Origin of the sequence: Duganella zoogloeoides, assembly GCF_034479515.1 — a bacterium.
Lineage (GTDB): Bacteria > Pseudomonadota > Gammaproteobacteria > Burkholderiales > Burkholderiaceae_D > Rugamonas > Rugamonas zoogloeoides.
The window spans coordinates 2,426,808-2,449,112 of sequence record NZ_CP140152.1 but is presented as its reverse complement, the minus strand read 5'-3'; the positions used below and the strand labels follow the sequence as shown (position 1 = coordinate 2,449,112).

The 22,305-nt window shown below is 64.4% G+C and carries 18 protein-coding genes; 3 read left to right on the top strand and 15 right to left on the bottom strand.

Annotation, left to right across the window (positions count from 1 at the left end; all coding sequences use genetic code 11):
* Positions 1-19: 19 nt before the first annotated feature.
* The 3 genes from SR858_RS10815 to SR858_RS10805 form a co-directional block, all read right to left on the bottom strand.
* Positions 20-907, bottom strand: coding sequence for an intradiol ring-cleavage dioxygenase (locus SR858_RS10815; RefSeq protein WP_019920799.1), 888 nt, complete (start codon positions 905-907; stop codon positions 20-22).
* Positions 908-987: 80 nt separating this feature from the next.
* The gene (locus tag SR858_RS10810; RefSeq protein WP_019920798.1) at positions 988-1,623 is read right to left on the bottom strand and encodes a hypothetical protein; all 636 of its coding nucleotides are present in this window, start codon (positions 1,621-1,623) and stop codon (positions 988-990) included.
* 69 nt (positions 1,624-1,692) lie between these two features.
* The gene (locus SR858_RS10805) at positions 1,693-2,307 is read right to left on the bottom strand and encodes a Spy/CpxP family protein refolding chaperone (RefSeq protein WP_019920797.1); all 615 of its coding nucleotides are present in this window, start codon (positions 2,305-2,307) and stop codon (positions 1,693-1,695) included.
* Positions 2,308-2,510: 203 nt separating this feature from the next.
* On the opposite strand from SR858_RS10805, the gene SR858_RS10800 reads away from it, so the two are divergent.
* From SR858_RS10800 to SR858_RS10790, 3 genes are read left to right on the top strand one after another with little or no spacing between them, the layout of a single operon-like run.
* Positions 2,511-3,203 (top strand): response regulator transcription factor, encoded by a 693-nt coding sequence (locus SR858_RS10800; protein ID WP_019920796.1) that lies wholly within the window; start codon positions 2,511-2,513, stop codon positions 3,201-3,203.
* Positions 3,204-3,207: 4 nt separating this feature from the next.
* Entirely contained in the window at positions 3,208-4,755 is a 1,548-nt protein-coding gene (locus tag SR858_RS10795) for a sensor histidine kinase (RefSeq protein WP_019920795.1), read from the top strand.
* Between the two features lie 3 nt (positions 4,756-4,758).
* Complete coding sequence (locus SR858_RS10790) at positions 4,759-5,958, top strand: PrpF domain-containing protein (protein ID WP_019920794.1); 1,200 nt, start codon at positions 4,759-4,761, stop codon at positions 5,956-5,958.
* Here SR858_RS10790 and SR858_RS10785 read toward each other — a convergent pair.
* The 12 genes from SR858_RS10785 to SR858_RS10730 all read right to left on the bottom strand — a co-directional run bounded on the left by SR858_RS10785 (position 5,955) and on the right by SR858_RS10730 (position 22,185).
* The gene (locus SR858_RS10785) at positions 5,955-6,338 is read right to left on the bottom strand and encodes a FlxA-like family protein (protein WP_084669849.1); all 384 of its coding nucleotides are present in this window, start codon (positions 6,336-6,338) and stop codon (positions 5,955-5,957) included. The two genes, SR858_RS10790 and SR858_RS10785, sit on opposite strands and share 4 nt — an antisense overlap.
* A gap of 112 nt (positions 6,339-6,450) precedes the next feature.
* Entirely contained in the window at positions 6,451-7,182 is a 732-nt protein-coding gene (locus SR858_RS10780; RefSeq protein ID WP_019920791.1) for a class I SAM-dependent methyltransferase, read from the bottom strand.
* A 56-nt stretch (positions 7,183-7,238) separates the two neighbouring features.
* Positions 7,239-7,805: a dCTP deaminase gene (gene dcd / locus SR858_RS10775; protein WP_026637094.1), complete on the bottom strand. Its 567-nt coding sequence runs from the start codon at positions 7,803-7,805 to the stop codon at positions 7,239-7,241.
* 54 nt (positions 7,806-7,859) lie between these two features.
* A complete protein-coding gene (locus SR858_RS10770) occupies positions 7,860-8,693 on the bottom strand; it encodes an alpha/beta fold hydrolase (RefSeq protein ID WP_019920789.1) in 834 nt (277 codons plus the stop codon).
* 122 nt (positions 8,694-8,815) lie between these two features.
* On the bottom strand, positions 8,816-11,347 hold the full coding sequence (locus SR858_RS10765) for a DNA internalization-related competence protein ComEC/Rec2 (RefSeq protein WP_026637093.1): 2,532 nt from the start codon (positions 11,345-11,347) through the stop codon (positions 8,816-8,818).
* 72 nt (positions 11,348-11,419) lie between these two features.
* A complete protein-coding gene (locus SR858_RS10760) occupies positions 11,420-12,268 on the bottom strand; it encodes a CsgG/HfaB family protein (protein WP_019920787.1) in 849 nt (282 codons plus the stop codon).
* Between the two features lie 115 nt (positions 12,269-12,383).
* The gene (locus tag SR858_RS10755; protein ID WP_019920786.1) at positions 12,384-13,184 is read right to left on the bottom strand and encodes a TatD family hydrolase; all 801 of its coding nucleotides are present in this window, start codon (positions 13,182-13,184) and stop codon (positions 12,384-12,386) included.
* Positions 13,185-13,212: 28 nt separating this feature from the next.
* Positions 13,213-13,968, bottom strand: a complete 756-nt coding sequence (gene lolD, locus SR858_RS10750) for a lipoprotein-releasing ABC transporter ATP-binding protein LolD (RefSeq protein ID WP_019920785.1) — start codon at positions 13,966-13,968, stop codon at positions 13,213-13,215.
* On the bottom strand, positions 13,961-15,226 hold the full coding sequence (locus tag SR858_RS10745) for a lipoprotein-releasing ABC transporter permease subunit (protein WP_019920784.1): 1,266 nt from the start codon (positions 15,224-15,226) through the stop codon (positions 13,961-13,963). The genes lolD and SR858_RS10745 overlap by 8 nt, the downstream gene beginning before the upstream one ends.
* Before the next feature lie 18 nt (positions 15,227-15,244).
* A complete protein-coding gene (locus tag SR858_RS10740) occupies positions 15,245-16,510 on the bottom strand; it encodes a lipoprotein-releasing ABC transporter permease subunit (RefSeq protein ID WP_019920783.1) in 1,266 nt (421 codons plus the stop codon).
* Positions 16,511-16,605: 95 nt separating this feature from the next.
* Positions 16,606-17,343 (bottom strand): PEP-CTERM sorting domain-containing protein, encoded by a 738-nt coding sequence (locus SR858_RS10735; RefSeq protein ID WP_019920782.1) that lies wholly within the window; start codon positions 17,341-17,343, stop codon positions 16,606-16,608.
* A gap of 48 nt (positions 17,344-17,391) precedes the next feature.
* Entirely contained in the window at positions 17,392-22,185 is a 4,794-nt protein-coding gene (locus SR858_RS10730; protein WP_019920781.1) for an SdrD B-like domain-containing protein, read from the bottom strand.
* Between the last annotated feature and the right edge of the window lie 120 nt (positions 22,186-22,305).

Genomic DNA, 22,305 nt, shown 5'->3' with positions numbered 1-22,305 from the left:
TGCAAACGCCTGCCTCCCGTCAGGCCGCGACCCCTACCGTCAGCGTCGCCACGTAGCCATCGGTGACATTGCCGGTGATGGTCACCGTTTGCAGCGTTGCGCCGTCGCTGAACACGTTGTCCGTCGCCAGGCTGATCTGCGCCATATTGCGCACGCTGGCGCTGTAGCCGGCGGTGGCGTACACGGCGTTGCTGGCCGCATCCGGGAATGCGAATTGCGACGTCTTGAGGCGGTTCGAGGCGCTGGTGGCCGCCGTCAGCGTGCGATACACCTCGAAGTGCACGTGCGGCACCCGACCCGAATAGCAGCCCGGATAAATCGAGGTAAAACTCACATTGCCGCTGCTGTCGCTCACCTGCACACCACGCAGGTAGTTCTGCGTTGTCACGCCGCTCGAATACAGCGAGTAGTTGCCGTCGCGGTCGCAATGCCACAGGTAGACGGCGAAGCCTTCCAGCGTGGCGCAACTGCCGCCTACATTGACGATTTGCAGCTTGATGGTCAGCGGCACGCCGGCCGCCGTGCCGGTGGCGCCATTGAAGCTGCTGCGGATATCGCTGCGCACCACGCCCGACTGCGTGAGCACATTGACCACGCCACTGGCATTGCTGTTGGTGCCGTCGGCCGGATACGGGCCGCCGGTTTCTTCCGGAATCACCGAGCACGAGCCGGTCGGCGTGGTGGTGGTCACGGGCGTGGTGGTGGTGCCGGTCGCCGGCGTGGTGGTGGTTGTGCCGGTCGAGGTGTCCGAGTCCGAACCACCGCCGCAACCGAGGATCGGCAGCGCCGACGCGCCGGCCAGCAGCCAGCGCAAGGTCTGGCGGCGGTCGCTGCTCAGGTTGAGCATGGCGGCCAGGTCGGCGGCCAGGCTGTGGTCATGCGGGTGGTGGTCATCATGGTGGTCCATGCTTGCTCCTCTACTCTGAAAATTCAAGAAATAAAACCGCCGGCGGCATGCGCGGCGATTGGCTGGCTGGATTTGTTGGGCTACACCGTCGTGTTAACCAGGTTGCCGCTGCTGCCACTGCTGCCCACCTTCGACTGCAAGGCTTGCAGGAAGCTGGCCAGCCTGGCGCTGGTGTCGTTGCCGCTGGTGCCGCTGGTGCCGCTGGTGCTGTCGCTGCCGGCGGTGCTGGTGTCCACCTTGTCGAGCAGGTTCTGGAATGCTGCCTCCAGGTCACTCAAGCCGTCGCTGCTGTCGGCACTCTCGCTGCCCCCCGACGTCAGCTTCGACAGCAGGCTTTGCAGGTCGGTTTCCAGCTTGCCCGGGCCGCCCTGCCCCTGGCCTTCGCTGTAAGCGGACGACGCCTCGCTGCTGCTGGCGTGCTGGGCGTGCAGCGCCCCCATCAGGCTTTGCAGGAAGCCGCCCAGGGCATCCGCCACTTCGTCGCTGCTGGCGCCCGCTTCGGTGTCGGCGGTACTGGTGTCGGTGCCGGCGGTGGACAGGTCGCTGATGCCGATCGATTCAAGGGCATCCGAAATGGCGCCGATCAGGCCGCCGCCGTCAGGCGGTGGCGGCCGGCGCGCGGCTTCCGCGCTGCTGGCGGCATTGCTGCTACCCACACGGCTCAGGAAGCTGGCGGCGCTGGTGGCAGAGGTGGAATTGATGGCACTGATCGACATGGGATGCTCCGCAAATAAAGTTAAAGCTCAGTACGACTCATTAATGACTTGCTGACAGCTCAGGCTGGCCTAGCCGCGTGGACGGCGGGATTGGCGGTCGTCGCGCTCTTTACGCTGTTCGGCCTGTTTCTGGCGCTGCTCCGGCGTGAGTACGGCCAGCAGCTTTTGACGGGTGCGCACGTGCTGCAGCGCGATATTGGCGCCGGCCGTGGCGACCGCTTGTGCCAGCGACGCGGCCTTGGCATCGTCGTACTTGTCGGCAGTGGCGAGCGCCCGCAGCGCTTCGTCGGCCTTGGCGGCAGCCCTGGCTTGTTCGCGCAGGTAAGGCTTTTCCGCGTGCAGGATGGCAAATATCTTGTCTTCCTGGGCGTCGGTCAGTTCCACGTCGCGGAACAGCGGTGGGTGTCCATCGGGGCCGGGACCGAAGCCGGGTCCTGGACCGAAGCCGGGTGGCAGGCCGCCCGGACCGCCAGCACCATGGGGATCATTGCCGGGACCACGATCCAGACCAGCAGGACCGGGGCCACTGCGGCCTCCAGGACCGCCATGCTCGCCGCCGTCCATGGCAGGCGGGTGCTCGCCATTGATTTCTTCGGTGCGGGCGGCGCCAGCGGCGGACAGCAGCGGCAGCGCCACGGCGGCAGCCAGCAGGATATGGTTCAAGCGTTGTTTGGTGTTTTTCATGCGTCATCCTCGGGTTGCTCAGGGAACCATCATTGTCTAGTTGCCCGGTGTTAAGTGACGTAAGAGCAACGTAAAAACGCGTAAAGAGGCCGTTTTGACAGTTAATTTCTGAAAGGCAACGCGTTGTAAAACGGGGTAAAACGCCCCTTTCCGTATACAAGGGCTGTTATGATGGGCGATCCCCATAGAAAGAATCGCTGCACATGAAGAGCAAAGTACTGCTGATAGACGACGACATCGAACTGGTCGGCATGTTCAAGGAATACCTGGAACAGGAAGGTTTCGACGTCAAGGCCGTGCACGATGGCGAGGCCGGCACCATCGAAGCGAGTACGGGCGCCTATGCGATCGCCATCCTCGACGTCATGATGCCGCGCATGAATGGCCTGGAAACCCTGCGCCGCATCCGCACCAACAGCCAGTTGCCGATCCTGATGCTGACCGGCCGCGGCGACGACACCGACCGCATCGTGGGCCTGGAACTGGGCGCCGACGATTACGTCGCCAAACCGTGCACCCCGCGCGAACTGACCGCGCGCATCCGCGCCATCCTGCGCCGCGCCCACAGCGTGCCGGCCGATAGCGGCAACGCCTCGGCCATCGTGGTCGGCCAGCTGACCATGTGGCCGGAACAGCGGCGCGCCACCTGGGCCGGCGGCAAGCTGGAGCTGACCAGCACCGAATTCAACCTGCTCGAAGTGCTGGCCCGCAACGCCGGCCGCCCGGTCAGCAAGAACACCCTGTCGGAACAGGGCCTGGGCCGTCCGCTGGCGCGCTTCGACCGCAACATCGACGTTCACCTGTCGAGCCTGCGCCACAAGCTCGGCACCATCGCCGACGGCCGCTCCTGCCTGCAAACCGTGTATCGCCTGGGCTATCAGCTGATCAAGGAGTAAGCCCGTGGGCCGTTTGTTCTGGAAGTTCTTCGTGTGCATCCTGCTGGCGCAACTGGCGGCCACCGTGGGCATCGGCGGCGCGGTGTGGCTCAAGAACCGCAACCAGCAGGCCGAGCAAACCGACATCGACACCAGCCCGCCGGCGGAAATGGCGATCAATTCCGCTGCCGCCACGCTCGAATTTGGCGGCGCCAATGCGCTCAAGCGCATGCTGGAAAACATGGACCGCCGCCGCGTGTACGCCGTCAACGATGCCGGCCGCGAGCTGCTGGGCCGCATCGTCAGCGACGCCATGCTGCGCGAATCGCGCGCCCTGCTGCGCGACGAGGAGCGCCGCCGCGTGGTGCGCCATGTCTACGATCCGCAAGGCAACCGCTACCTGCTGTTCCTGCCGTCGTCCGAACGGATGCGCGGCTACGACAAGGAGCGCTCACTGCTTGGCATCAACGACCGCGACGTGCGCATGTTCATGAGCCGCGAGGGCATGCCCGGTGGCCAGCCGCCACCGCGTTGGGAGCAGCCGGGCCAACCGAACCGGGCGGGTCAAGGTGGACAAGGAGGCCAGATGAATCCGGGCGCAACGCCAGGCGCCGATCTGCGCGGGCCGCCAGGCGGCGACATGCGCGGACCGATGGGCCCGCGCTTCCAGCCGCTCACGCCGTGGGTGCCGCTGATGGCGGCCGTGCTGGCCAGCCTGCTGTTCTCGTTCCTGCTGGCCTGGTATTTTTCACGTCCGATCCAGGCGCTGCGCCAGGCGTTCGACGCTGCCGCCGGCGGCGATCTGTCGCCGCGCTTTGTCAATGCCACCGGCAAGCGCGGTACCGAGCTCAACGACCTGGGCCGCGACTTCGACCGCATGACCGCGCGCTTGCGCAGCCTGATCGACGGCCAGACCCGCCTGCTGCACGACGTCTCGCACGAACTGCGCTCGCCACTGGCGCGCCTGCAGGCCGCAATCGGCCTGGCCCACCAGCAGCCTGACAAGATGGCAGCGTCGATGGAGCGGGTGGAGCGCGAAAGCGTACGCATGGACAAGCTGGTCGGTGAACTGCTCACCCTGGCCCGCCTGGAAGCGGGCGCCATCAAGGCCAGCCAGGAAGAAATCAGCATGGCCGACCTGATCGACCAGATTGCCGACGACGCCCGTTTCGAAGCGACCAGCCAGCAGCGCACCGTCACGCAGCAAGGCGAAGCCGACGTGATCGTGATCGGCCAGACCGACCTGCTGGGCCGCGCCATCGAAAACGTGGTGCGCAACGCCATCAAGCACAGCCCCGAGGGCGGCGAGGTGCAACTGCAAGTGCAGGCACTGCCCGGTGCGCAACGCCTGTCGATACGCGTGCTGGACCGTGGCCCCGGCGTGGCGCCGGCCGACCTGGACACCATCTTCCAGCCCTTCTTCCGCTCCAGCAACGCCAGCACCGAAGGCCACGGCCTCGGCCTGGCAATTGCCCAGCACGTGATCGAAGCGCATGGCGGCTTCATCCGTGCCAGCAACCGCGAGGGTGGCGGGCTGTGCGTGGAGATCATCTTGCCGGTCAAGCCGATTTGAGCCATGGATGAATCCTTCGCCCCGCGCCTACGCCACGGTGTGCTGGAATTTCCGGTCCACCACATGCGCGGCGGCACCTCCACCGGGCTGGTACTGTGGGAGCGCTGGTCACCGCAGGACCTGGCACTGCGCGAAGAACTGCTGCGCCACCTGATGGGCGTGCCGCTGGCCGGGAAAAACGACCGCAACAAGCAAATCACCGGCCTGGGACGCGGCAGCCCCACCAGCAACAAGGTGTTCTTCGCCGCGATCGAACCGGACCCGGAAGGCGATGTGCTGGTCAGCACGCTGGCCCAGCTGGCGCACAACCACGGCGCCATCGACTGGAGCGTTAATTGCGGCAATATGTCGGCTGCCCTGCAGTTGTGGGCGACCGATAGCGGCCTGGTGACTTCATCGGCGGACCTTCGGATACGCAACGCCAACACGGGCGTGAACACTGTCTCGCGCATGCAGGCGGCGCCTGACGGCAGCTTCGTCACCGCAGAGATACCGGGCGTCGATGGCGCCTACCCGGCCGTGGACCTGTTCATGCAATCGCCCGTGGGTGCCAAGACCGGTCGGCTGCTGCCCACCGGCAGCGTGGTCGATCTGATCGACGGCTATTCGGTGTCGTGCGTGGATGTGGCGGTGCCGATGGTGATCTGCGATGCGGCCGAGCTGGGCAAGACCGCGCACGAATCGATCGCCGAACTCGATGCCGACCCGGTCTTCAAGCAAACCTTGCAGCGCCTGTGGGTGGCAGCGGGCTTGCGCATGGGCTTGCGCCGGCGCGATGGCGCCCTGATGACCGAAGACGAGCTGGCGCGCAGCGAAACCATCCCCAAGATTTGCATCGTCGGCGCGCCGCAAGCAGGCGGCAATATCGCCACCCGCTACTTCACGCCGCAACTGGGGCACGCGTCGATGGCGGTGTCCGGCGGTTGTTGCCTGGCGGCGGCCGTGCTGGTGCCGGGCTCGGTGGCGCAGCGGGTGGCGCACGGCGTGCCGTCGCTTGGCAGCGCGTTTGCCGACGTGGAGGTCGGCATCGAAAATCCGGCCGGCATCCTCGATGCGACCGTGGTGGCGCGCATGGCGGCCGGGCTGCCCGAGATCCGTAGCGCCGCCTATCGGCGCAGCGCCCAGGTGCTGTTGCGCGGCCATGTGCCGTTGTACCGGGCGTCGGCGGCGCTGGTGGCCGCCGTCATGGAGCGTGTCGTTTAAGCCGTCGTATCGATGATGGAACCGAGCGTGTCGTAGCGCGACTTGGCGGCGCTGGTACTGGTGGCGGTTGCCGTGTCGGTGGTGGCGGTATCGGCGGCCGTGGCCGATGCAGCCGATGCGGCCTGCTGTTGTTGAGCCTTCTGCGCGGCCTGCGCCTGCAACTGGGCGATCTGCTGCTGGAGCGCGTCCACCTGCGTTTGCAGCAGCTTGGCCTTGGCCTGGCCCGTCTCCGAGGTATCCTTGTTCGCCTCGGTTAAATCCTTCTGCAGCGCCTGCATCTGCTTTTGCAGGTTGGCGATGGTGCTGCTTTCCGAGGATGCACTGCTTGTGCTCGAATTCGTGCTCACCGCTGCCGTGCTCGATCCTATTGCTGATACCATTTTTTACTCCTTGACGTTTCTGTTAAAGAGTTAACGGCAAAGCAAACGCGGGCCGAAGCCCGCGTCATGTAAAGCGATGTAAAGCAGCGTTAAGACCACCGGCCGCTGGCGTTTATTTTCGCAGCACCACGATCCCGGCCTGGTGCTTCGACAGCAGCACGGTAAACAAGCCGACCAAGGTGCGCATGCCGGGAATTCGCAGCAGCTTGCCGAGGCGGCTGTTGGCGGTCTGGCGGTACAAGGCAATGTAGAGATAAGAGGCATGCGGATGCACGCTGAAGTCGCGGAAGCCTGCTTTTTTGCCTGAACGGATGATCTTGGCCGGATGCATATCACGCTCGGTCGTGCCGAACTCCGCCATCACAGCGGCAGACCGGCGCGCATGGCCCAAACCAGGTTCCGAGGTAATGCAGATACCGCCAGGCTTCAGGGCGCGCCAGGCGCTTTGCAGGGCGCTCACTTCGTCCACCGCGTGATGCAGGCAGTCGAAAAACACCACCACGTCGAACTCTTCACGGAAGGAAAGCGACTCGTAGTCCGCCGCCACGAACTGCAGGTTCTCCAGCCCTTCCTTTTCCTTGAGCTGGTAACCGGCCGCAATCGCCTGCGGCACCAGGTCGGTACCGACCACGTCGTAGCCGCGCTTGGCGAACATCACGCTGGTCCACCCGGTGCCGCAGCCCATGTCGAGCAACCGCCCGCGCTCCGGCATCAAGCCGAGCATGGCGCCAAGCTCCATCAGGTACAGGCCGCATTCGGCATCGGACCAGGGCTTGTGCGTGGCGTGCTGCATGCCGTCATGGCCAATTTTCTCGAAATATTCGTGCTCGCCTTGCGTTGCCATCTGGTCGCCTGATTAATTAAAAAGCAAATTTTAATCGATTGCAGGCTCGCGCGCAGTTATGCGCGCGGCAGGGTGACGCCGTGCTGTCCCTGGTATTTGCCGTTGCGGTCCTTGTACGAGACGTCGCACAGCTCGTCGCTTTCGAAGAACAGCACCTGGGCGCAGCCTTCGCCGGCGTAAATCTTGGCTGGCAGCGGCGTGGTGTTGGAGAATTCCAGCGTCACATAACCTTCCCATTCCGGCTCGAACGGGGTGACGTTGACGATGATGCCGCAGCGGGCATAGGTCGATTTGCCGAGGCACACGGTCAGCACGCTGCGCGGAATGCGGAAGTATTCGACGGTGCGGGCCAGCGCGAACGAGTTCGGCGGAATGATGCAGACGTCGCTCTTGATATCGACGAACGAGTTCGAGTCGAAGTTCTTCGGATCGACGATGGTGCTGTTAATGTTGGTAAACACCTTGAATTCGTCGGCGCAGCGGATATCGTAGCCGTACGACGAGGTGCCGTAGGAAATGACCTTGCGGCCTTCTTCCATGCGCACCTGGTCCGGGAAAAACGGCTCGATCATGCCGTGCTCTTGCGCCATGCGGCGTATCCATTTATCGCTTTTAATCGTCATCGCAAAGTCATCCTGGGTGCTGGGAGGGCGCGGCTGCGCCGAATGGACGAGATTTTACGCGAAAGCACCGGCCTTCAACATATTTTTAGGCTGCTCCATCAGTAATTCGCCGATCATTTCTATGGTGGCGTCCGCCGCCGCCAGTGGCGTCTCCATCGGAAACAAATGCCCACCGGCCACGATGCGGAAGTGCGATCCCACCAGCGCCTTGGTGTGTTGATGGCCCGACTGGCTGGTTTCCCAAGAATCTGCGCCGCCGATAAAACCGATCGGCACCTTGAGCCCGCGGCGCAGGATGCCACCGAGGTGATGCGGCAGCGTCGCATACACCTTGGTTTCGACTTCGCGCGTATAACGCAGTTGCACGCCGTCCGGGTGCGGCTCGAGGCCGCAGGCGATGTAATCGGCCAGCACGCCCGGCGCCCAGGCGGCAAAAATATCCTTGGTAGCGAAGTGTTGATACGCGGTCTCGGCATCGGGCCAGACAAAGCGGCGGCGCTTGGAGAACTTGGCTGGCGGCATGTCGTACTCCTTGCCCGCGAGCTTGATCAGGCGCCACACCAGCGCTCTCCAGCCGGCCACGACGGGCGCATCGAGCATCACCACGCAGCGCACCAGGTCGGGCCGCTGGTACGCCACCAGCAGGCTGAGCATGCCACCCAGCGAATGGCCGACCAGGATCACCGGCTCGGTGTAGCGCGCCACCAGCTCGGCGATGTACTCGTCCACCAGGTGCGGCCAGCAGTCGGTGACCGGGTAATGCGGGTTGTGGGCGTGCATGTCCAGCGCCTGGATGTCGAAGTGCTCGCCCAGGCGGCTGAACATCTGGCGATACACGCCGGCCGGGTAACTGTTGGCGTGGGCAAAATGAAGCTTGGGCAGGCTCACGGGCGATCTCCGTAGATTGTTTTTATGTTAGCTGCCAATTGTAACGGGTGGATGCCTGGCCTGCTTGGTGGAAAGGTTCTAAACGGCCACTTGCCCCGACGCTGTGCGCCAGCTATCCCACTCTATCGGTCATGCCAGTAGCGGGCGTTGGTTAGCCGGTAGGGGCGAATCTCCAGCCTAGGGCCGAAGTCGAGCGTGAGCGCGCCGGTGCGGTCGGTGCGCAAGCGTTCGATGCCCAGCTCGCCATAGCGCTGATACACCTCCTTTTTGGGGTGCTGGTAGCGGTTACGACGTCCGACCTGGAAGATCGCCGTCCGCGGCTGGACCGCCCGCAAGAAAGCGGGCGTGGAACTGGTGCCGCTGCCATGATGGGGCGCCAGCAGCACGTCGGCGCGCAGTTGTCCAGCGCCGCGGGCCAACAGCTGCGCTTCCTGCGCTGCTTCAATATCGCCAGCCAAGAGTATCGATTTACCGGCTGCCGTAACGCGCAGCACGCAACTGCGCGCGTTCGATTTCATCGCCGCATCCGCATGGCTGGCGGCCAACGGGTGCAGCACTTCGAACAGCACGCCGTCCCAGGTCCAGCGCTGGCCGGCCGCGCATGGCACATGCTGGCGCGCCGCCTGGGCAATCGGATGGCCGGGACTCAGCGACGACAGCACCCAGTCGGCGCGAACATTGTCCAGCACCGCCAGCGCGCCGCCCGCATGATCGACATCGCTATGGCTCACCACCATGCCATCGAGCCTGCCGATGCCGCGCGCCCGCAGGTAAGGCACCAGCACGCGTCCGCCCGCATTGCTGTCAGGCCCGTACGCCGGACCGGTGTCATACAGCAGCCGGTGGCCGCTGGTCTCGATCAGCAGCGCCATGCCCTGCCCCACGTCGAAGGCGGTCACGGTCATCCGTCCCGGCGCCGGATGCACGGATTCGGCCGCCAGCAACGGTATCCACGTCGCCAGTCCCAGCCAGCGCGCCGGCCAGCCGCGTGGCGCCAGCAGCCAGAGGGTGCCGACCATGGCAAGGCAAAACAGCCACCACGGCGGCACCGGTGCGGTCCACACCGCGTAGCGCAGTCCGCTGAACCATACCAGGCAAGCCGCCAGCCACTCGACCAGCGCATGCGCCAACACCAGCAACGGCGTACCTAGCACAGCCGGCAACATGCTGCCAGCCAGCGCCAGCGGCGTGATAACCAGGCTGATCAACGGGATCGCCACCGCGTTGGCCACCGGGCTGATGACGGACACCTGCGAGAACAGCAGCATCGTCAGCGGCAGCAAGCCAAGCGTGACGGCATACTGCGTATGCGCGCCCAGCCTCAGTGCCGGCCACAGCTGTTTCACCCACGCCTGCGCGCGCGTGTAAATCGGCTCGGCGGGCTGCGCCTCGCCCGGTTGCAGGCGCACTGGCCTTGCCGCGGTCCGCCCCGCCGTGGCATACACGATGATCGCCACAGCACCGAACGACAGCCAGAAGCCCGGCCACAGCACGGCCCACGGATCGATGACCACCACCACGCCCAGCGCCGTGCACAACACGTGCGAAAAGTCGGACAAGCGGTTGCACCACAGTGCCGCCGCCAGCACGATCAACATGTACAGCGTGCGCTGCGCCGGCACGCCGAAGCCGGCCAGCAGCACGTACAACAGCGCGCTGGCCGCCCCGACCAGCGCCGCCACCTTTTGCGCCGGCAGCAGCAACGGCAACTGGGCGCCGGTAAAAAACGAGTACCGCCACAACGTCAGCGCCACCAGCGCGAACAGCCCGGCCACCATCGTGATATGCAGGCCACTGATACTGACCAGGTGACCGATGCCGGTGCGGTTGAACACCTGCCAGTCCGATTGGCCGATGCCGCGCTGGTCGCCCACCACCAGCGCGACGATCACGCCCGCGTACTGCTTGCCGTCCAGGGCCTGCTCGATGCGCGAGCGCAGCGCCGCGCGGCTGCGCTCGACCAGGTTGCTGGCGCTGACCACAAACGCCTCGCGCCGGCGGTTGTCGCGGTCGGCACGCACGTAGCCGGTGGCGCGCACGCCCTGCTCCAGCAACCACGCTTCGTAGTCAAAGGTGTGCGGGTTGGCGTTGCCGTGAGGGCGTTGCAGCCGGACCGTCAGGCGCCAGCGCTCACCTGGCTGCACGTCACCGACCGCGTCGGTCTGTTGATCGCGAAAACCGCTATACCAGGAGATGGCTATGCGCGGTGGCACCGGCGTTGGCAGGATGGCGGTGCCAGTACGATCCTCCACCCGCTCCACGGCAAAGTTGAAACGCACGCCCTGGGCAAAACGGTAGGGCAGATTATCGATGGTGCCGATGACGATGAAGTCGCGGCCCTCGTCGTCAGGCGCCAACGACGGCGCCATGGCGCGATGGGCCAGCCACGCGGCCCACAAAAAGCCGGCAATAAATCCCGCCACGCCAGACGCCAGCTTGATCAGGACCCTGGGCCACGCGGCGCTGTCATCTGTGATAAAGACTATGGGCCAAGCACTGCCATGCTGCGACAGTCTCCTGAACAGGAAATGCCCGACGACCAGGAAAACTATTAAACCAGCCACGCCAGCGACGAGGATGGCGGGCTCAGGCAGCGCTGCCTGCTGCTGCAAGCAAGCTGTACCGATGGCAAATCCGATGATTGCCGCCCTCATCGCGCGCCCCTGTCAGTCACCGCATTGTCGGCTTCGAAGCCATCAGCTCAACACAGGGTCAGGTGCGCCGAGCTACTTCGCCGCCACCTCTCCGGCCTTGACCACCACATGCTCGGTAATATTTCTGGCTGCGATGGTCTCGGTCAGGAAGGCCGTCGATTTGACCAGCAAATCGCGCGCGACTTCCTCCAGCGGTGAGCCGCTGATGCTGGCATGATTGCCACCGAGGCCGGTACCTCCGCCCCAGCCCATGGCCGAGACGCCGAAACCGTTCTTCTGGTTGTTCGCCTGAAAAGTCTTGGAAGCGATGATGCGCGCGCGCCGCACATCGACCACGCGGATGTCGATGTTCATGTGCACTTTCGACTGCTTGTAGTCCACGGCGCCGGCTATCAGGCCGAGCGGGCCCTTGAGAAAACTCAGCCCGCCCAGGCCGGTGGAGCTTTGCTCGAAGCCGAGCGAAGTGATCGAGCCGGTGATCATGTAGTCGGCGGCTTCTGCCTCCACCCGCTTGCCCATCAGCGCCATTTCGCGGTGGATTTCCTCGAGCTCGGCGCGCTCCTGGACGTCGAAGCAGCCGGTTTGCGTGAGCGCGGTCGCCAGCATTTCGGTCATGCCCGTGCCCACCCCGGTGTAATGCGGCTGCGAGACGGTGCCGCCCGACTGCCACCAGCGATACTGGCGCGGATCCTGCTGCCCGGCGCCCGAACTGCAATCGGCGGACTTGCACTTGAACTCGGTGAAAACCACCTTGGCCGCCGGCGTGGCGCACTTGGGGACGTCGATCTGGCGTTCGGAGACATCGCTGGGGTCGGCCAGGCACAGGACGGGTAGCAGCAAGAGGCTGCACAGCAGGCAGCGCAACGGGCGATGTAGCAGGCCGAGCGGCAGGCAGAGCATCGGGCGGGGATAGGCGATCATGGGAGTCTTTCATAAGCAATGATTCATTTATGACAATAGTCAAGAAACCATTATGCTCCGGCCCACGCGCGCCAGTGTGGCGCTTATACCGACGTCCGGCAGGCCTTGATAGCGCTCAATCGGCTGCCAGCTTCATCCTCGGCAACACCGCCCTGGCCGCAGCCGAACTGGCCACCGCCACCTCCTCCAGCGACATCCCCCTCAACTCCGCCAACACCTGTCCAATGCGCGGTATCTGGTCCGGACTATTGCGCCCCGGATGTACCCACGCCGGCGAGATATCGGGTGCATCGGTCTCCAGCACGATAGCCTCCAGCGGCAACTCGGCAGCCAGCCGCCGGATCTGCAGCGCGCGCGTAAAGGTCATGGCGCCGCCAAAACCCAGTTTGAAGCCGACGTCGATGTAACCCTGCGCCTGCTGGAAACTGCCGTTGAAGGCGTGGGCGATGCCGCCGTTGGGCGTGATCTGGCGCACGTGCTTGAGCACCACGTCCTGCGACTTGCGCACGTGGGTCAGGATCGGCAAACCGAAGTCGCGCGCGATGCGCAGTTGTTCGCGAAAGAAGAAGACCTGCTTCTCGCGCATGGCCGGTTCGCACAGCATCGGAATGAAGAAATCGAGACCCACTTCGCCGATGGCGACAAACAGCGGGTCTGCCATGGCGGCAGCCACCTGCTCGCGCATCACGCGCAAGTCGTCCTCTTTGGCGTGCGGCACGAAGATCGGGTGGATGCCCAGCGCGTAGCAGCCGTTCGGGATGCTGGCGGCCAGTTGCGCCACGGTGGCAAAGGTGGCTACCTCCACCGCCGGGATGACGATCATCTCCACGCCCTGCTGCTGCGCCAATGCCGCCTGGGCAATGGATTCGTCGCCGAACTCGCCGGCGTCAAGATGGCAATGCGTATCGATCCACACGATGTGCTCCTTCAGCCTGGCCGTCGTTTTACACCAAGGTCCGGTAATCGGTATCAGGCGTGCCCGATGCCGGAGCTACCGGTGGGGCCGATTCATAAGGCCGCAAGCCTTCCTCGGTCAGGCGCAGCACGCGGTCGCAGCGGCGCGCCAGTTCCACGTCATGGGTGACGATGATGAATGCCGTACCGAGCGTTTGCGACAGTTCCAGCATCAAATCAAAAATCTGCTGGGCGGTTGCCTGGTCGAGGTTACCGGTCGGTTCGTCGGCCAGCACGCAGGCCGGCTGCGTGACCAGCGCGCGCGCCAGTGCCGTGCGCTGGCGTTCGCCGCCCGAGAGTTCGCCCGGCACATGGGTCACGCGCTTGGCGAGATTGACGCGCGCCAGCATCTGCTGGGCCACGCTGCTCGCTTCCGCGCGTTTCACACGGCGGATCAGCAGCGGCATGGCCACGTTGTCGAGCGCCGAGAACTCCGGCAGCAGGTGATGGAACTGGTACACGAAGCCGAGCGACTTGTTGCGCAAGTCGCCGCGTGCGGTTTCGCTCAGGGTGGCGAAGTCTTGGTCCAGCAAGGTGACAGTGCCGCTGGTAGGCGTATCGAGGCCGCCCAGCAGGTGCAGCAAGGTCGATTTGCCGGAGCCCGAGGCGCCGACGATGGCCACCCGTTCGCCACGGCGCACGTCGATGTCGATGCCGGCCAATACCTGCACCGAGTAGCTGCCCTGGGTGAAGGTTTTACCGAGGTTGCGGCATGACAGAACCACCGGCTGATTGGTATTACTCATAACGCAGCGCCTCCGCAGGTTTTACGCGCGCGGCCCAGCGGCTCGGGTAAAGCGTGGCCAGGAAGGCCAGCACCACGGCCAGGCCGCCGATCTTGAATACGTCCGGCCAGCGCAAGTCCGATGGCACGGTGCTGTTACTGTAGATATCCTTGGACAAGAACTGCACTCCCAATAAATGTTCAATGAATGGCACGATGACGTCGATATTGAGCGCCACCAGCACGCCGCCTGCCACACCCAGCATGGCGCCGAGGATGCCCACCAGCGCACCCTGGATCACGAAGATCTTCATGATCGATGCCGGCGATGCGCCCAGGGTGCGCAGGATGGCGATGTCGGCCTGCTTGTCGGTCACCGTCATCACCAGGGTCGACACCAGGTTGAAGGCGGCCACCGCGATGATCAGGGCCAGGATGATCGACATCATGCGTTTTTCGATCTGCACCGCCGCAAACCAGGTAGCGTTCAGTTGCGACCAGTCGCGCACGGTCAGGTCGCCCGCCATGCTGCGCTTGAGTTCCTGCGCCACCTGCGGCGCGCGGTGCATGTCCACCAGCCGCAGGCGCAGGCCGGCCGGGGCGTCGAGGCGCAGCATCTTCTCGGCGTCGGTCAGATGCACAAACGCCAGCGACGAATCGAATTCGCTGTGGCCGGCCTCGAAGATGCCGGTCACCGTGAACGAGCGCATGCGCGGCAGCACGCCGGCCGGCGTGGCCTGGCCTTGCGCCAGCGCCAGCGTCACCTTGTCGCCAAGCTGGGCGTGCAGCGAGCGCGCCAGCTCCACGCCCAGCACGATATTGTAGGCGCCCGGCTGCAACTGGGCGAAGCTGCCGCGCCGCGTTTGCGCAGCCACGTCGGAGACGGTCGGTTCAAGGTCCGGCAGCACGCCGCGCACGATCGCGGGCCGCAGGATATCTTCGCGCACCAGCATGCCCTGCATTTCGGCAAACGGCGCCGCGCCCACCACTGCCGGGTTCTTGCGGGCGGCAACGATCTGCTCGCGCCAGTTGGGCATCGAGCCATTGGCGTCGAACACTTCCACGTGGGCCAGCACCGACAGCATGCGCCCGGTCACCTCTTTCTGGAAGCCGTTCATCACGGACAGCACGATGATCAGCGCGGCCACACCGAGGCCGATGCCGGCCATCGAGATCAGCGAAATGAACGAGATAAAACTGTTACGGCCGCTACGCTTGCCGGCCCGCGTGTAGCGCAGGCCCACCAGCCATTCGTACGGCAAATTTTTCATGATGCTCATAGTAGGTTGATTCCAGGATTACTCATACCGCAGCGCCTGCGCCGGCTTCACGCGCGCGGCGCGCCAGCTCGGGTACAGCGTAGCCACGAACGCCAGCAGCACCGACACGCCGCCGATGCGCAGCACATCGCCCCAGCGCAGGTCCGACGGCAAGGCGCTGATGAAGTAAATATCCTTCGACAGGAATTTCATGCCCAGCAGCTGCTCGATGGCCGGCACGATCACGTCCACGTTCAGCGCCAGCAGCGATCCCAGGCCCACGCCGATGGCGGTGCCGGCCACGCCCACCAGCGCCCCCTGGATCATGAAGATCTGCATGATGGAAAACGGCGACGCGCCCAGCGTGCGCAAAATCGCGATGTCAGCCTGCTTGTCGGTCACCGTCATCACCAGCGTGGAGACCAGGTTGAAGGCGGCCACCGCGACGATCATGGTGAGAATAATGAACATCATGTGCTTCTGGCTTTGCACGGCCGCGAACCAGGTGGCGTTGAGCATGGTCCAGTCGCGCACATACAGCTGGCCCGGCATGGCCGTCTTGAGTTCGCGCGCCACTTGCGGCGCCTGCTGCATGTCGGCCACGCGCAGGCGCAGGCCGGCGGGCGCGTCGATCTTGAGGATGCTTTCGGCGTCGGCCAGGTGCACAAAGGCCAGCGTGGAGTCGAACTGGTTGTGGCCGGCCTCGAAAATGCCGACGACGTGGAAGGTGTGCATGCGCGGCATCACGCCGGCGCTGGTGGGCTGGCCATCGGCCAGCGCCAAGGTCACTTTTTCGCCGGGTTTCACATCGAGCAGGCGCGCCAGCTCGATGCCGAGCACGATGTTGTCGCTGCCCGGTTGCAGCGCATTGAAACTGCCCTGGCGCATCTGCTTGATGACGTCGGACACTTGCGCTTCCATCTCGGGCAGCACGCCGCGAATGATCGCGGGTTTGAGCACGTCGCCGCGCACCAGCATGCCCTGCGCTTCGGCAAACGGCGCCACGCCAACGACTTCGGGATGCTTGCGCGCCTCGAGCGCCTGCTGGCGCCAGTCCGGCATCTGGCCGCGCAGGTCGAACAATTCGACGTGGGCCAGTACCGACAACATGCGGTTGGTGACCTCCTTTTCAAAGCCGTTCATGACCGACAGCACGACGATCAGCGCGGCCACGCCCAGCGCGATGCCGGCCATGGAAATTGCGGCGATAAACGAGATAAAACGATTACGGCCGCCGCGCTTGCCGGCCCGCGTGTAACGCAGGCCGACCAGCCATTCGTACGGCAAATTGCTGACGACACTCATAAAACTCATAAAAACGGTCACGCGTGATGGGTTGAGGCCGCAGTGTGCCACAACTTCAGGAAATTGCCATCACGCACCGCTTCGATGCGACCGAATCAGGAGAACTTTTCGTCGCCCAGGTCGTCATCCTTGCGGCGACGGCGACCCATCACGCCCACCAGCGTCAGGCCCAGGCCCATCATGGCCCAGGTTTGCACTTCCGGCACGGCCGACACGGACGACACGCCCAGCATGGTCTGCGACTGCTCGGTGCCCTCGAAACCGGTGAACGAGGTGTAGCTGTACATGTTTTTCAACTGGTAGCCCTGGATATTGTCGATCAGTAGCTGGGCGGCCTCCACGTTGGCGTCATTGCCGCGCGTGTAGTACTGGTCGCCCGAGAACAGGTCGCTGTTGCCATCTTGCAGTTCCCACAGCGCCAGCTGGAAGGCGATCTGGGCGTTGATATTGTCGCCGCTGCCGACGCTGCTAATGGTATTGGCGTAGGCCATTTCGAACAGCGCCTTTACCGAGTCCTTGACGAACACATTGAAGGTGGCGGTGTAGATGGCATTGGTCAGGGTATCGACCGTCGGCGCGAAGCAATAGGCGTAGAACTGCTGGGCATAGCTGTCGTTGCTGGTCATCTGGTACAGCGCCACGCCCTGGGCGTGGAAGTCGCCAGCCGCCGGCTCCTTGAAGAACTTGGCGTCCGCATCGAAGACCATGCCGCCTTCGACCGGGTTCTGGTTGTAGGTGACGACCGGCGCCGGCGCCGCGTAGCTGGCGCCGGAGAAGGCGATGGCGATGGCGAAAGCGGACGATTTCAGGGCGTTTTGCAAAGTGATGTTCATTTTATTCTCTTAGGTTATCTTGATTAAATAGTTATCGATTTAAATCACTCAGACCACAAACACGGGACACTGCCCCACCAGCTGCACCTGGGCGGCATCGGCAATCAGTTGGTCGATGGTCGGCGCCGTGATGCCGGCGTCGGCAGCGTCGCTGGCGGCCACGTTGAAATACACGTCGGTCATGGCGGCGCTGTGGCCGTTGGCCAGCGTGACGGTGCTGCTTTCCATGTGCAGATTGTTGTTCGCATCGAGGAACGCCAGGTCGGTATAGGCCAGCTTCAGGCTCACCACGCCGGCTTGCGTGAGCGACACCAGTTCGCCGGCGTCGGTCTTGCCGTCGCTGTTGGCGTCCTGCCAGATCAACAGGCTGGCGAAGTCCGCATCGAGTGCATCGACCACGCCGTCGCCGTTGCTGTCGTAGCTGGCCAGCTTGGCGAAGCCGTCGCCTTTGCCCATCCCGCCGAACAGTTCGCTGATATCGTCGATCTGGCCGTTGTGGTTGCCGTCGATGGCCAGGAAGCCGTCGCCCTTGGACAACCAGCCGGTCTGGATGGCCTTGCCGGTGCCCAGCAGGTCGAAGCTGCCGGTCATGTCTTCGCGGGCGATGGTGTGGATGCCGTCGCCGTTCAGGTCAATCGCGATCGGGGTGATCGCTGCGTCCCAGCTCATGTCGTTCTTGCCGGACGTAAGGGTGATGGTATCGGTCTTGGTGACGTTGTTAAGCAGCTTGCCGTCGCCGGCCACGTCGGAGTCGATGGCGTCGTTGGTGCCGGTGTTCTTGACGCCCCACTTCCAGTCGCTCAGGTTGACACCCTTGAACTTGACGTCGGTCTTGTCGAACTGAACGTAGTAGCTGCCCGGGGTCAGGTCGGCAAACTTGTAGTTGCCGTTGGCATCGGTCTTGACCGAAGCGCCCAGCTGCTTCTTCGTTACCGCATCGAACAGTGATACGGTCACGCCGCCGATCCCTTCTTCGCCGGCATCCTGCACGCCGTTGTGGTTGCTGTCGCGCCAGACCTTGTCGCCGATGCTGGCCTTGCGGTAAATGCCGGCATCTTCGGTGGTGATGTTCTGGCCCGTACCCAGTGCGATGGTGCCGGTGCGGCCCACGTTGCCGTTGACACTCGTGATGTCGGAATCGGTGCTGTCGTTACCCATGCCCGACTTGGTGAAGAACCAGCCGCTGCTGTTGGTCACTTCCACCTTGTAGTTGCCGGCGGTGAGGCCGCTGAACAGGTACTGGCCGCCGTCGTGGGTGACGGTGGTGGCCTTGAGCACATTGTTGGCGTCGTACAGCTTGACGGTCACGCCATCGACGCCTTTTTCGCCGGCATCCTGCACGCCGTTGTAGTTGCTGTCTTCCCACACGCGGTCGCCGATGCTCGATGCCTTGATCAGGCCGGCGTCGCGGGTCAGGTCCACGGCGCCCGAGGCCAGCGTGAACTGCGAAATCACGCCGTTGACATCCGCGTCCGAATCGATGCTGTCGTAGTAGCCCTGGTTCTGCTTGGTGAACAGATAGCCGTCCGGCGCATCGAACTTGACCGAATACTTGCCCGGGCCCAGGTCGCTGAACAGGTACTGGCCGTAAGCGTCGGTGACGTCGGTGGCGATCGCCTTGCCCGCCTCGTCGAACAGCGTGACTTTCACGCCGCGCACACCGCTCTCGTTGCTTTGCTGGATGCCGTCGCCATTGGCGTCGAGCCACACGCGGTCGCCGATGGCGCCGGTCTGGTAGATGCCGGCATCCATGTTGGTGACGTTCTGGCCGGCGGCGACGGTGACCGAGCCGAGGTTGCCGCTGGCGCTGGCGTCGCTGTCCGCCGCATCGCTGCTGCCAACGTTTTGCTTGGTGACGGCGTAGCCGTTCGGCAGTTTCATGGCCACGCTGTAGGTACCCGCTTCCACCACGAACTTGTAGTTGCCGTTGCTGTCGGTGGTGGTGGTTTTGACCACTTTACCGGTGCTGTCGCGCAGTTCCATGGTCACGCCCGACTTGCCGCTTTCGCCGCTGTCCTGGATGCCGTTGCCGTTCTTGTCGAGCCACACGCGGTCGCCGATGGTGGCAGCTGCCACCACGCCGGCATCGACGCTGTTGTTCACTTCGCCGGAAACCAGCGTGAAGCTGTGCGTCAGGCCGCTGGCGCTGGCGTCGGAATCGACCTTGTCGTTGCTGCCGGCATGGGCGGTGGTAAAGCTCATGCCTTCTGGCAGCGTCGATTTGTCGAACTGCACGCTGTAGGTGCCAGGCTTGAGGTTGGTGAACTGGTAGTTGCCGTTGGCGTCGGTCCACACCGCCGCACCGACCTGCTTGCCGTTAGCATCGAGCAAAGTCACCTTGACGTTGCAAATGCCGGCTTCGCCACTGTCCTGCAAGCCGTTGCCGTTCTTGTCGAACCACACGCGGTCGCCCACGCTGGCGGTCTTGTACAGGCCGGCATCGATGGTGTTATTGGTTTCGCCGTTGGCCACGGTGATCTGGCCGCTCTGGCCGGTGCTGCCGACATTGCTGTCGAGCGCGGTATCGATGCCCGCGTTGGCGGTGGTGAATACATAGCCCTTGGGCGCGGTGACGGCAACCGTGTAGGTGCCGGCGTCGGCCGAGAAGCTGTAGTTGCCGTCGATGCCGGTGGTGGTGGTCTGCACGATCTTGCCGGTGCTGTCCTTCAATTGCACGGTGGCGCCGACGATGCCGGCTTCGCCCGCATCCTGCACGCCGTTGGCATTGCTGTCTTCCCACACGCGGTCGCCGATGGTGGCTTTCTGGGCCACCAGGCCGGCGCGCACGGTCACGTCGTCGCCCGAGGCCAGCGTGACCTTGCCGGTCGCGCCGGTATCGAGGTTGGCGTCGGAGCCGCCGCTGCCCGGCGCGCCGGTGCTGGCGGTGGTCAGTGCATAGCCGGCTGGCAAGGTCGATTTATCGAATTGCACGCTGTACGTGCCCGGCTGCAGGCCGGTGAACTGGTAGTGGCCGTTGGCGTCGGTGGTGGCCACGGCGCCCGGCACGGCGTTGCCGTTGGCGTCGAGCAAGGTGACGCGCACGCCGGCAGCGCCGGTTTCGCCTTCGCTGACCAGGCCGTCACGGTTCTTGTCGAACCAGACGAATTCGCTGATCGATGCTGGACGGTACAGGCCGGCGTCGATGTCGAGGTTGTTCTGGCCCGGGGCCAGCACCACGGTGGCCTGGCCATTGGCGTCCACGTCGCTGTCGAGCGCGCCATTGGCGCCCTGGCCGGCAGCGGTAAATACATAGCCGGCCGGCGGCGCTACCGCCACCGAGTACGTGCCCGGATCGACGGTGAAGCCGTACTGGCCGCCGTCATGGGTGGTCACGCTAGCCACCACGTTGCCGTTGGCGTCCTTCAGGTTGACGACCACGCCGTCGATGCCCGCTTCGCCGGCATCCTGCACGCCGTTGCCGTTGCGGTCTTCCCACACGCGGTCGCCCACGGTGCTTTGCTGGATTACCAGGCCGGCGTCCAGGTGCTGCACGCTGTCGCCCGAGGCCAGCACCACTTGCGCGGTGACGCCGGTATCGACGTTGGCGTCGGAGTCGAGCGCGCGGTCGGCGCCCTGGCCCTGGGCCGTGAACAGGTAGTTGGCCGGCAGCGTGGCCTTGTCGAACTGGACGCTGTAGGCGCCCGGTTTCAGGTTGCTGAACTGGTAGTGGCCGTCGGCGTCGGTGACTGCCGTGCCCGCCGGCTGGCCGGCGGCGTCGAGCAGGGTCACGCGCACGCCCGCCACGCCGCCTTCGCCACCGTCCTGCACGCCGTTGCGGTTGGTGTCGTACCAGACGGTGTCGCCCAGCGTGGCTGGACGGTACAGGCCGGCATCGACATTGTTATTGGTGGTGTTGGCGGCCAGGTTGATCAGGCCGGTGTTGCCGCTGGCATCGATGTCGCTGTCGAGCGCGCCATCGGCGCCTTGCGCTTGCGCGGCCACGGCGTAGCCGGCCGGGGCCTTGACCGTCACCGAATAGGTGCCGGCTGCGACGTCGAAGTGGTAGTTGCCGCTGGCGTCGGTGGTGGTGGTAGCCACGACGTCGCCGTTGGCCGCTTTCAGTTGCACTTCCACGCCGGCCACGCCCGCTTCGCCGGCATCTTGCAGCCCGTTGCCGTTGGCGTCTTCCCAGACCAGGTCGCCCAGGTGCGCTGGCGGAATCTTGAAGGTGAGGTAGTTCGGGGTGGCGCTGGTATCGGCCGCGCCGCAGCCGACCAGGCCGCCCGCATCGCGCACCTTGAAGCCGACTTCGAAGGTGCCGGCCGTGCTCTGGCTCGGCTCGAAAACCAGTTTGCCAGCCTGGATGTCGGCGGCGGAAATCTCGGTGTTCAGGGCGACGGCCACGCCGTTCAGCTTGAGGGTGCCGGCCGGCGGCAACGCGGTGATGATCACGGACTGGAACGCGTCGTGCTCGACGGCATCCACAAAGCCGAAATCGGCCTGGGTGAGCGTCACCGGGCTGCCATTGTCGAGGTCGAAGATTTTGTCGGCGCCGGTCGGGGCGTCGTTGACCGGATCGACGATCACGCGCAGGTTCAGGGTGATCGTATTGCCCTTGGTGCCCTGGTCGAGCACGAACTCGTAGGTGACGAACTCGCCGTTGTAGTTGGCGGCCCACTGCCCCGGACGAACATACAGGGTATCCGCATCGATCTTGCCGAACAGCGGGCTGTCCTTGCTGGTGACCGTACCATCGGGCAGCACCACCGACACGGCGTTGATCTTGAGCGTGTTGCCGGCATTGGGGGTGTAACCGGCGCTGGCCAGGATGTCACGGATCTCGAAGCTACCTTCGGTATCTTCGCAAATGTGAATAGTGGTAGCAAGATTGATCGAGCTCATGCGTTCGCTTTCTTCAGTTCGTTTTTTTATCGACAGTGAGCCGGCGCAGCGAAACGTGATTTCGGGTGGTGCAGCGGCGGTAATGGGGTGTTACGGGGCCATCACGGGACTGGGTGATGA

Excerpts from the sequence above, each read along its gene's own strand:
- SR858_RS10815 (WP_019920799.1), bottom strand. The coding sequence starts at position 907 with ATGGACCACCATGATGACCACCACCCGCATGACCACAGCCTGGCCGCC.
- SR858_RS10810 (WP_019920798.1), bottom strand. The coding sequence starts at position 1,623 with ATGTCGATCAGTGCCATCAATTCCACCTCTGCCACCAGCGCCGCCAGC.
- SR858_RS10805 (WP_019920797.1), bottom strand. The coding sequence starts at position 2,307 with ATGAAAAACACCAAACAACGCTTGAACCATATCCTGCTGGCTGCCGCC.
- SR858_RS10800 (WP_019920796.1), top strand. The coding sequence starts at position 2,511 with ATGAAGAGCAAAGTACTGCTGATAGACGACGACATCGAACTGGTCGGC.
- SR858_RS10790 (WP_019920794.1), top strand. The coding sequence starts at position 4,759 with ATGGATGAATCCTTCGCCCCGCGCCTACGCCACGGTGTGCTGGAATTT.
- SR858_RS10785 (WP_084669849.1), bottom strand. The coding sequence starts at position 6,338 with ATGGTATCAGCAATAGGATCGAGCACGGCAGCGGTGAGCACGAATTCG.
- SR858_RS10780 (WP_019920791.1), bottom strand. The coding sequence starts at position 7,182 with ATGGCAACGCAAGGCGAGCACGAATATTTCGAGAAAATTGGCCATGAC.
- dcd (WP_026637094.1), bottom strand. The coding sequence starts at position 7,805 with ATGACGATTAAAAGCGATAAATGGATACGCCGCATGGCGCAAGAGCAC.
- SR858_RS10765 (WP_026637093.1), bottom strand. The coding sequence starts at position 11,347 with ATGAGGGCGGCAATCATCGGATTTGCCATCGGTACAGCTTGCTTGCAG.
- SR858_RS10760 (WP_019920787.1), bottom strand. The coding sequence starts at position 12,268 with ATGATCGCCTATCCCCGCCCGATGCTCTGCCTGCCGCTCGGCCTGCTA.
- lolD (WP_019920785.1), bottom strand. The coding sequence starts at position 13,968 with ATGAGTAATACCAATCAGCCGGTGGTTCTGTCATGCCGCAACCTCGGT.
- SR858_RS10745 (WP_019920784.1), bottom strand. The coding sequence starts at position 15,226 with ATGAGCATCATGAAAAATTTGCCGTACGAATGGCTGGTGGGCCTGCGC.
- SR858_RS10740 (WP_019920783.1), bottom strand. The coding sequence starts at position 16,510 with ATGAGTGTCGTCAGCAATTTGCCGTACGAATGGCTGGTCGGCCTGCGT.
- SR858_RS10735 (WP_019920782.1), bottom strand. The coding sequence starts at position 17,343 with ATGAACATCACTTTGCAAAACGCCCTGAAATCGTCCGCTTTCGCCATC.
- SR858_RS10730 (WP_019920781.1), bottom strand. The coding sequence starts at position 22,185 with ATGAGCTCGATCAATCTTGCTACCACTATTCACATTTGCGAAGATACC.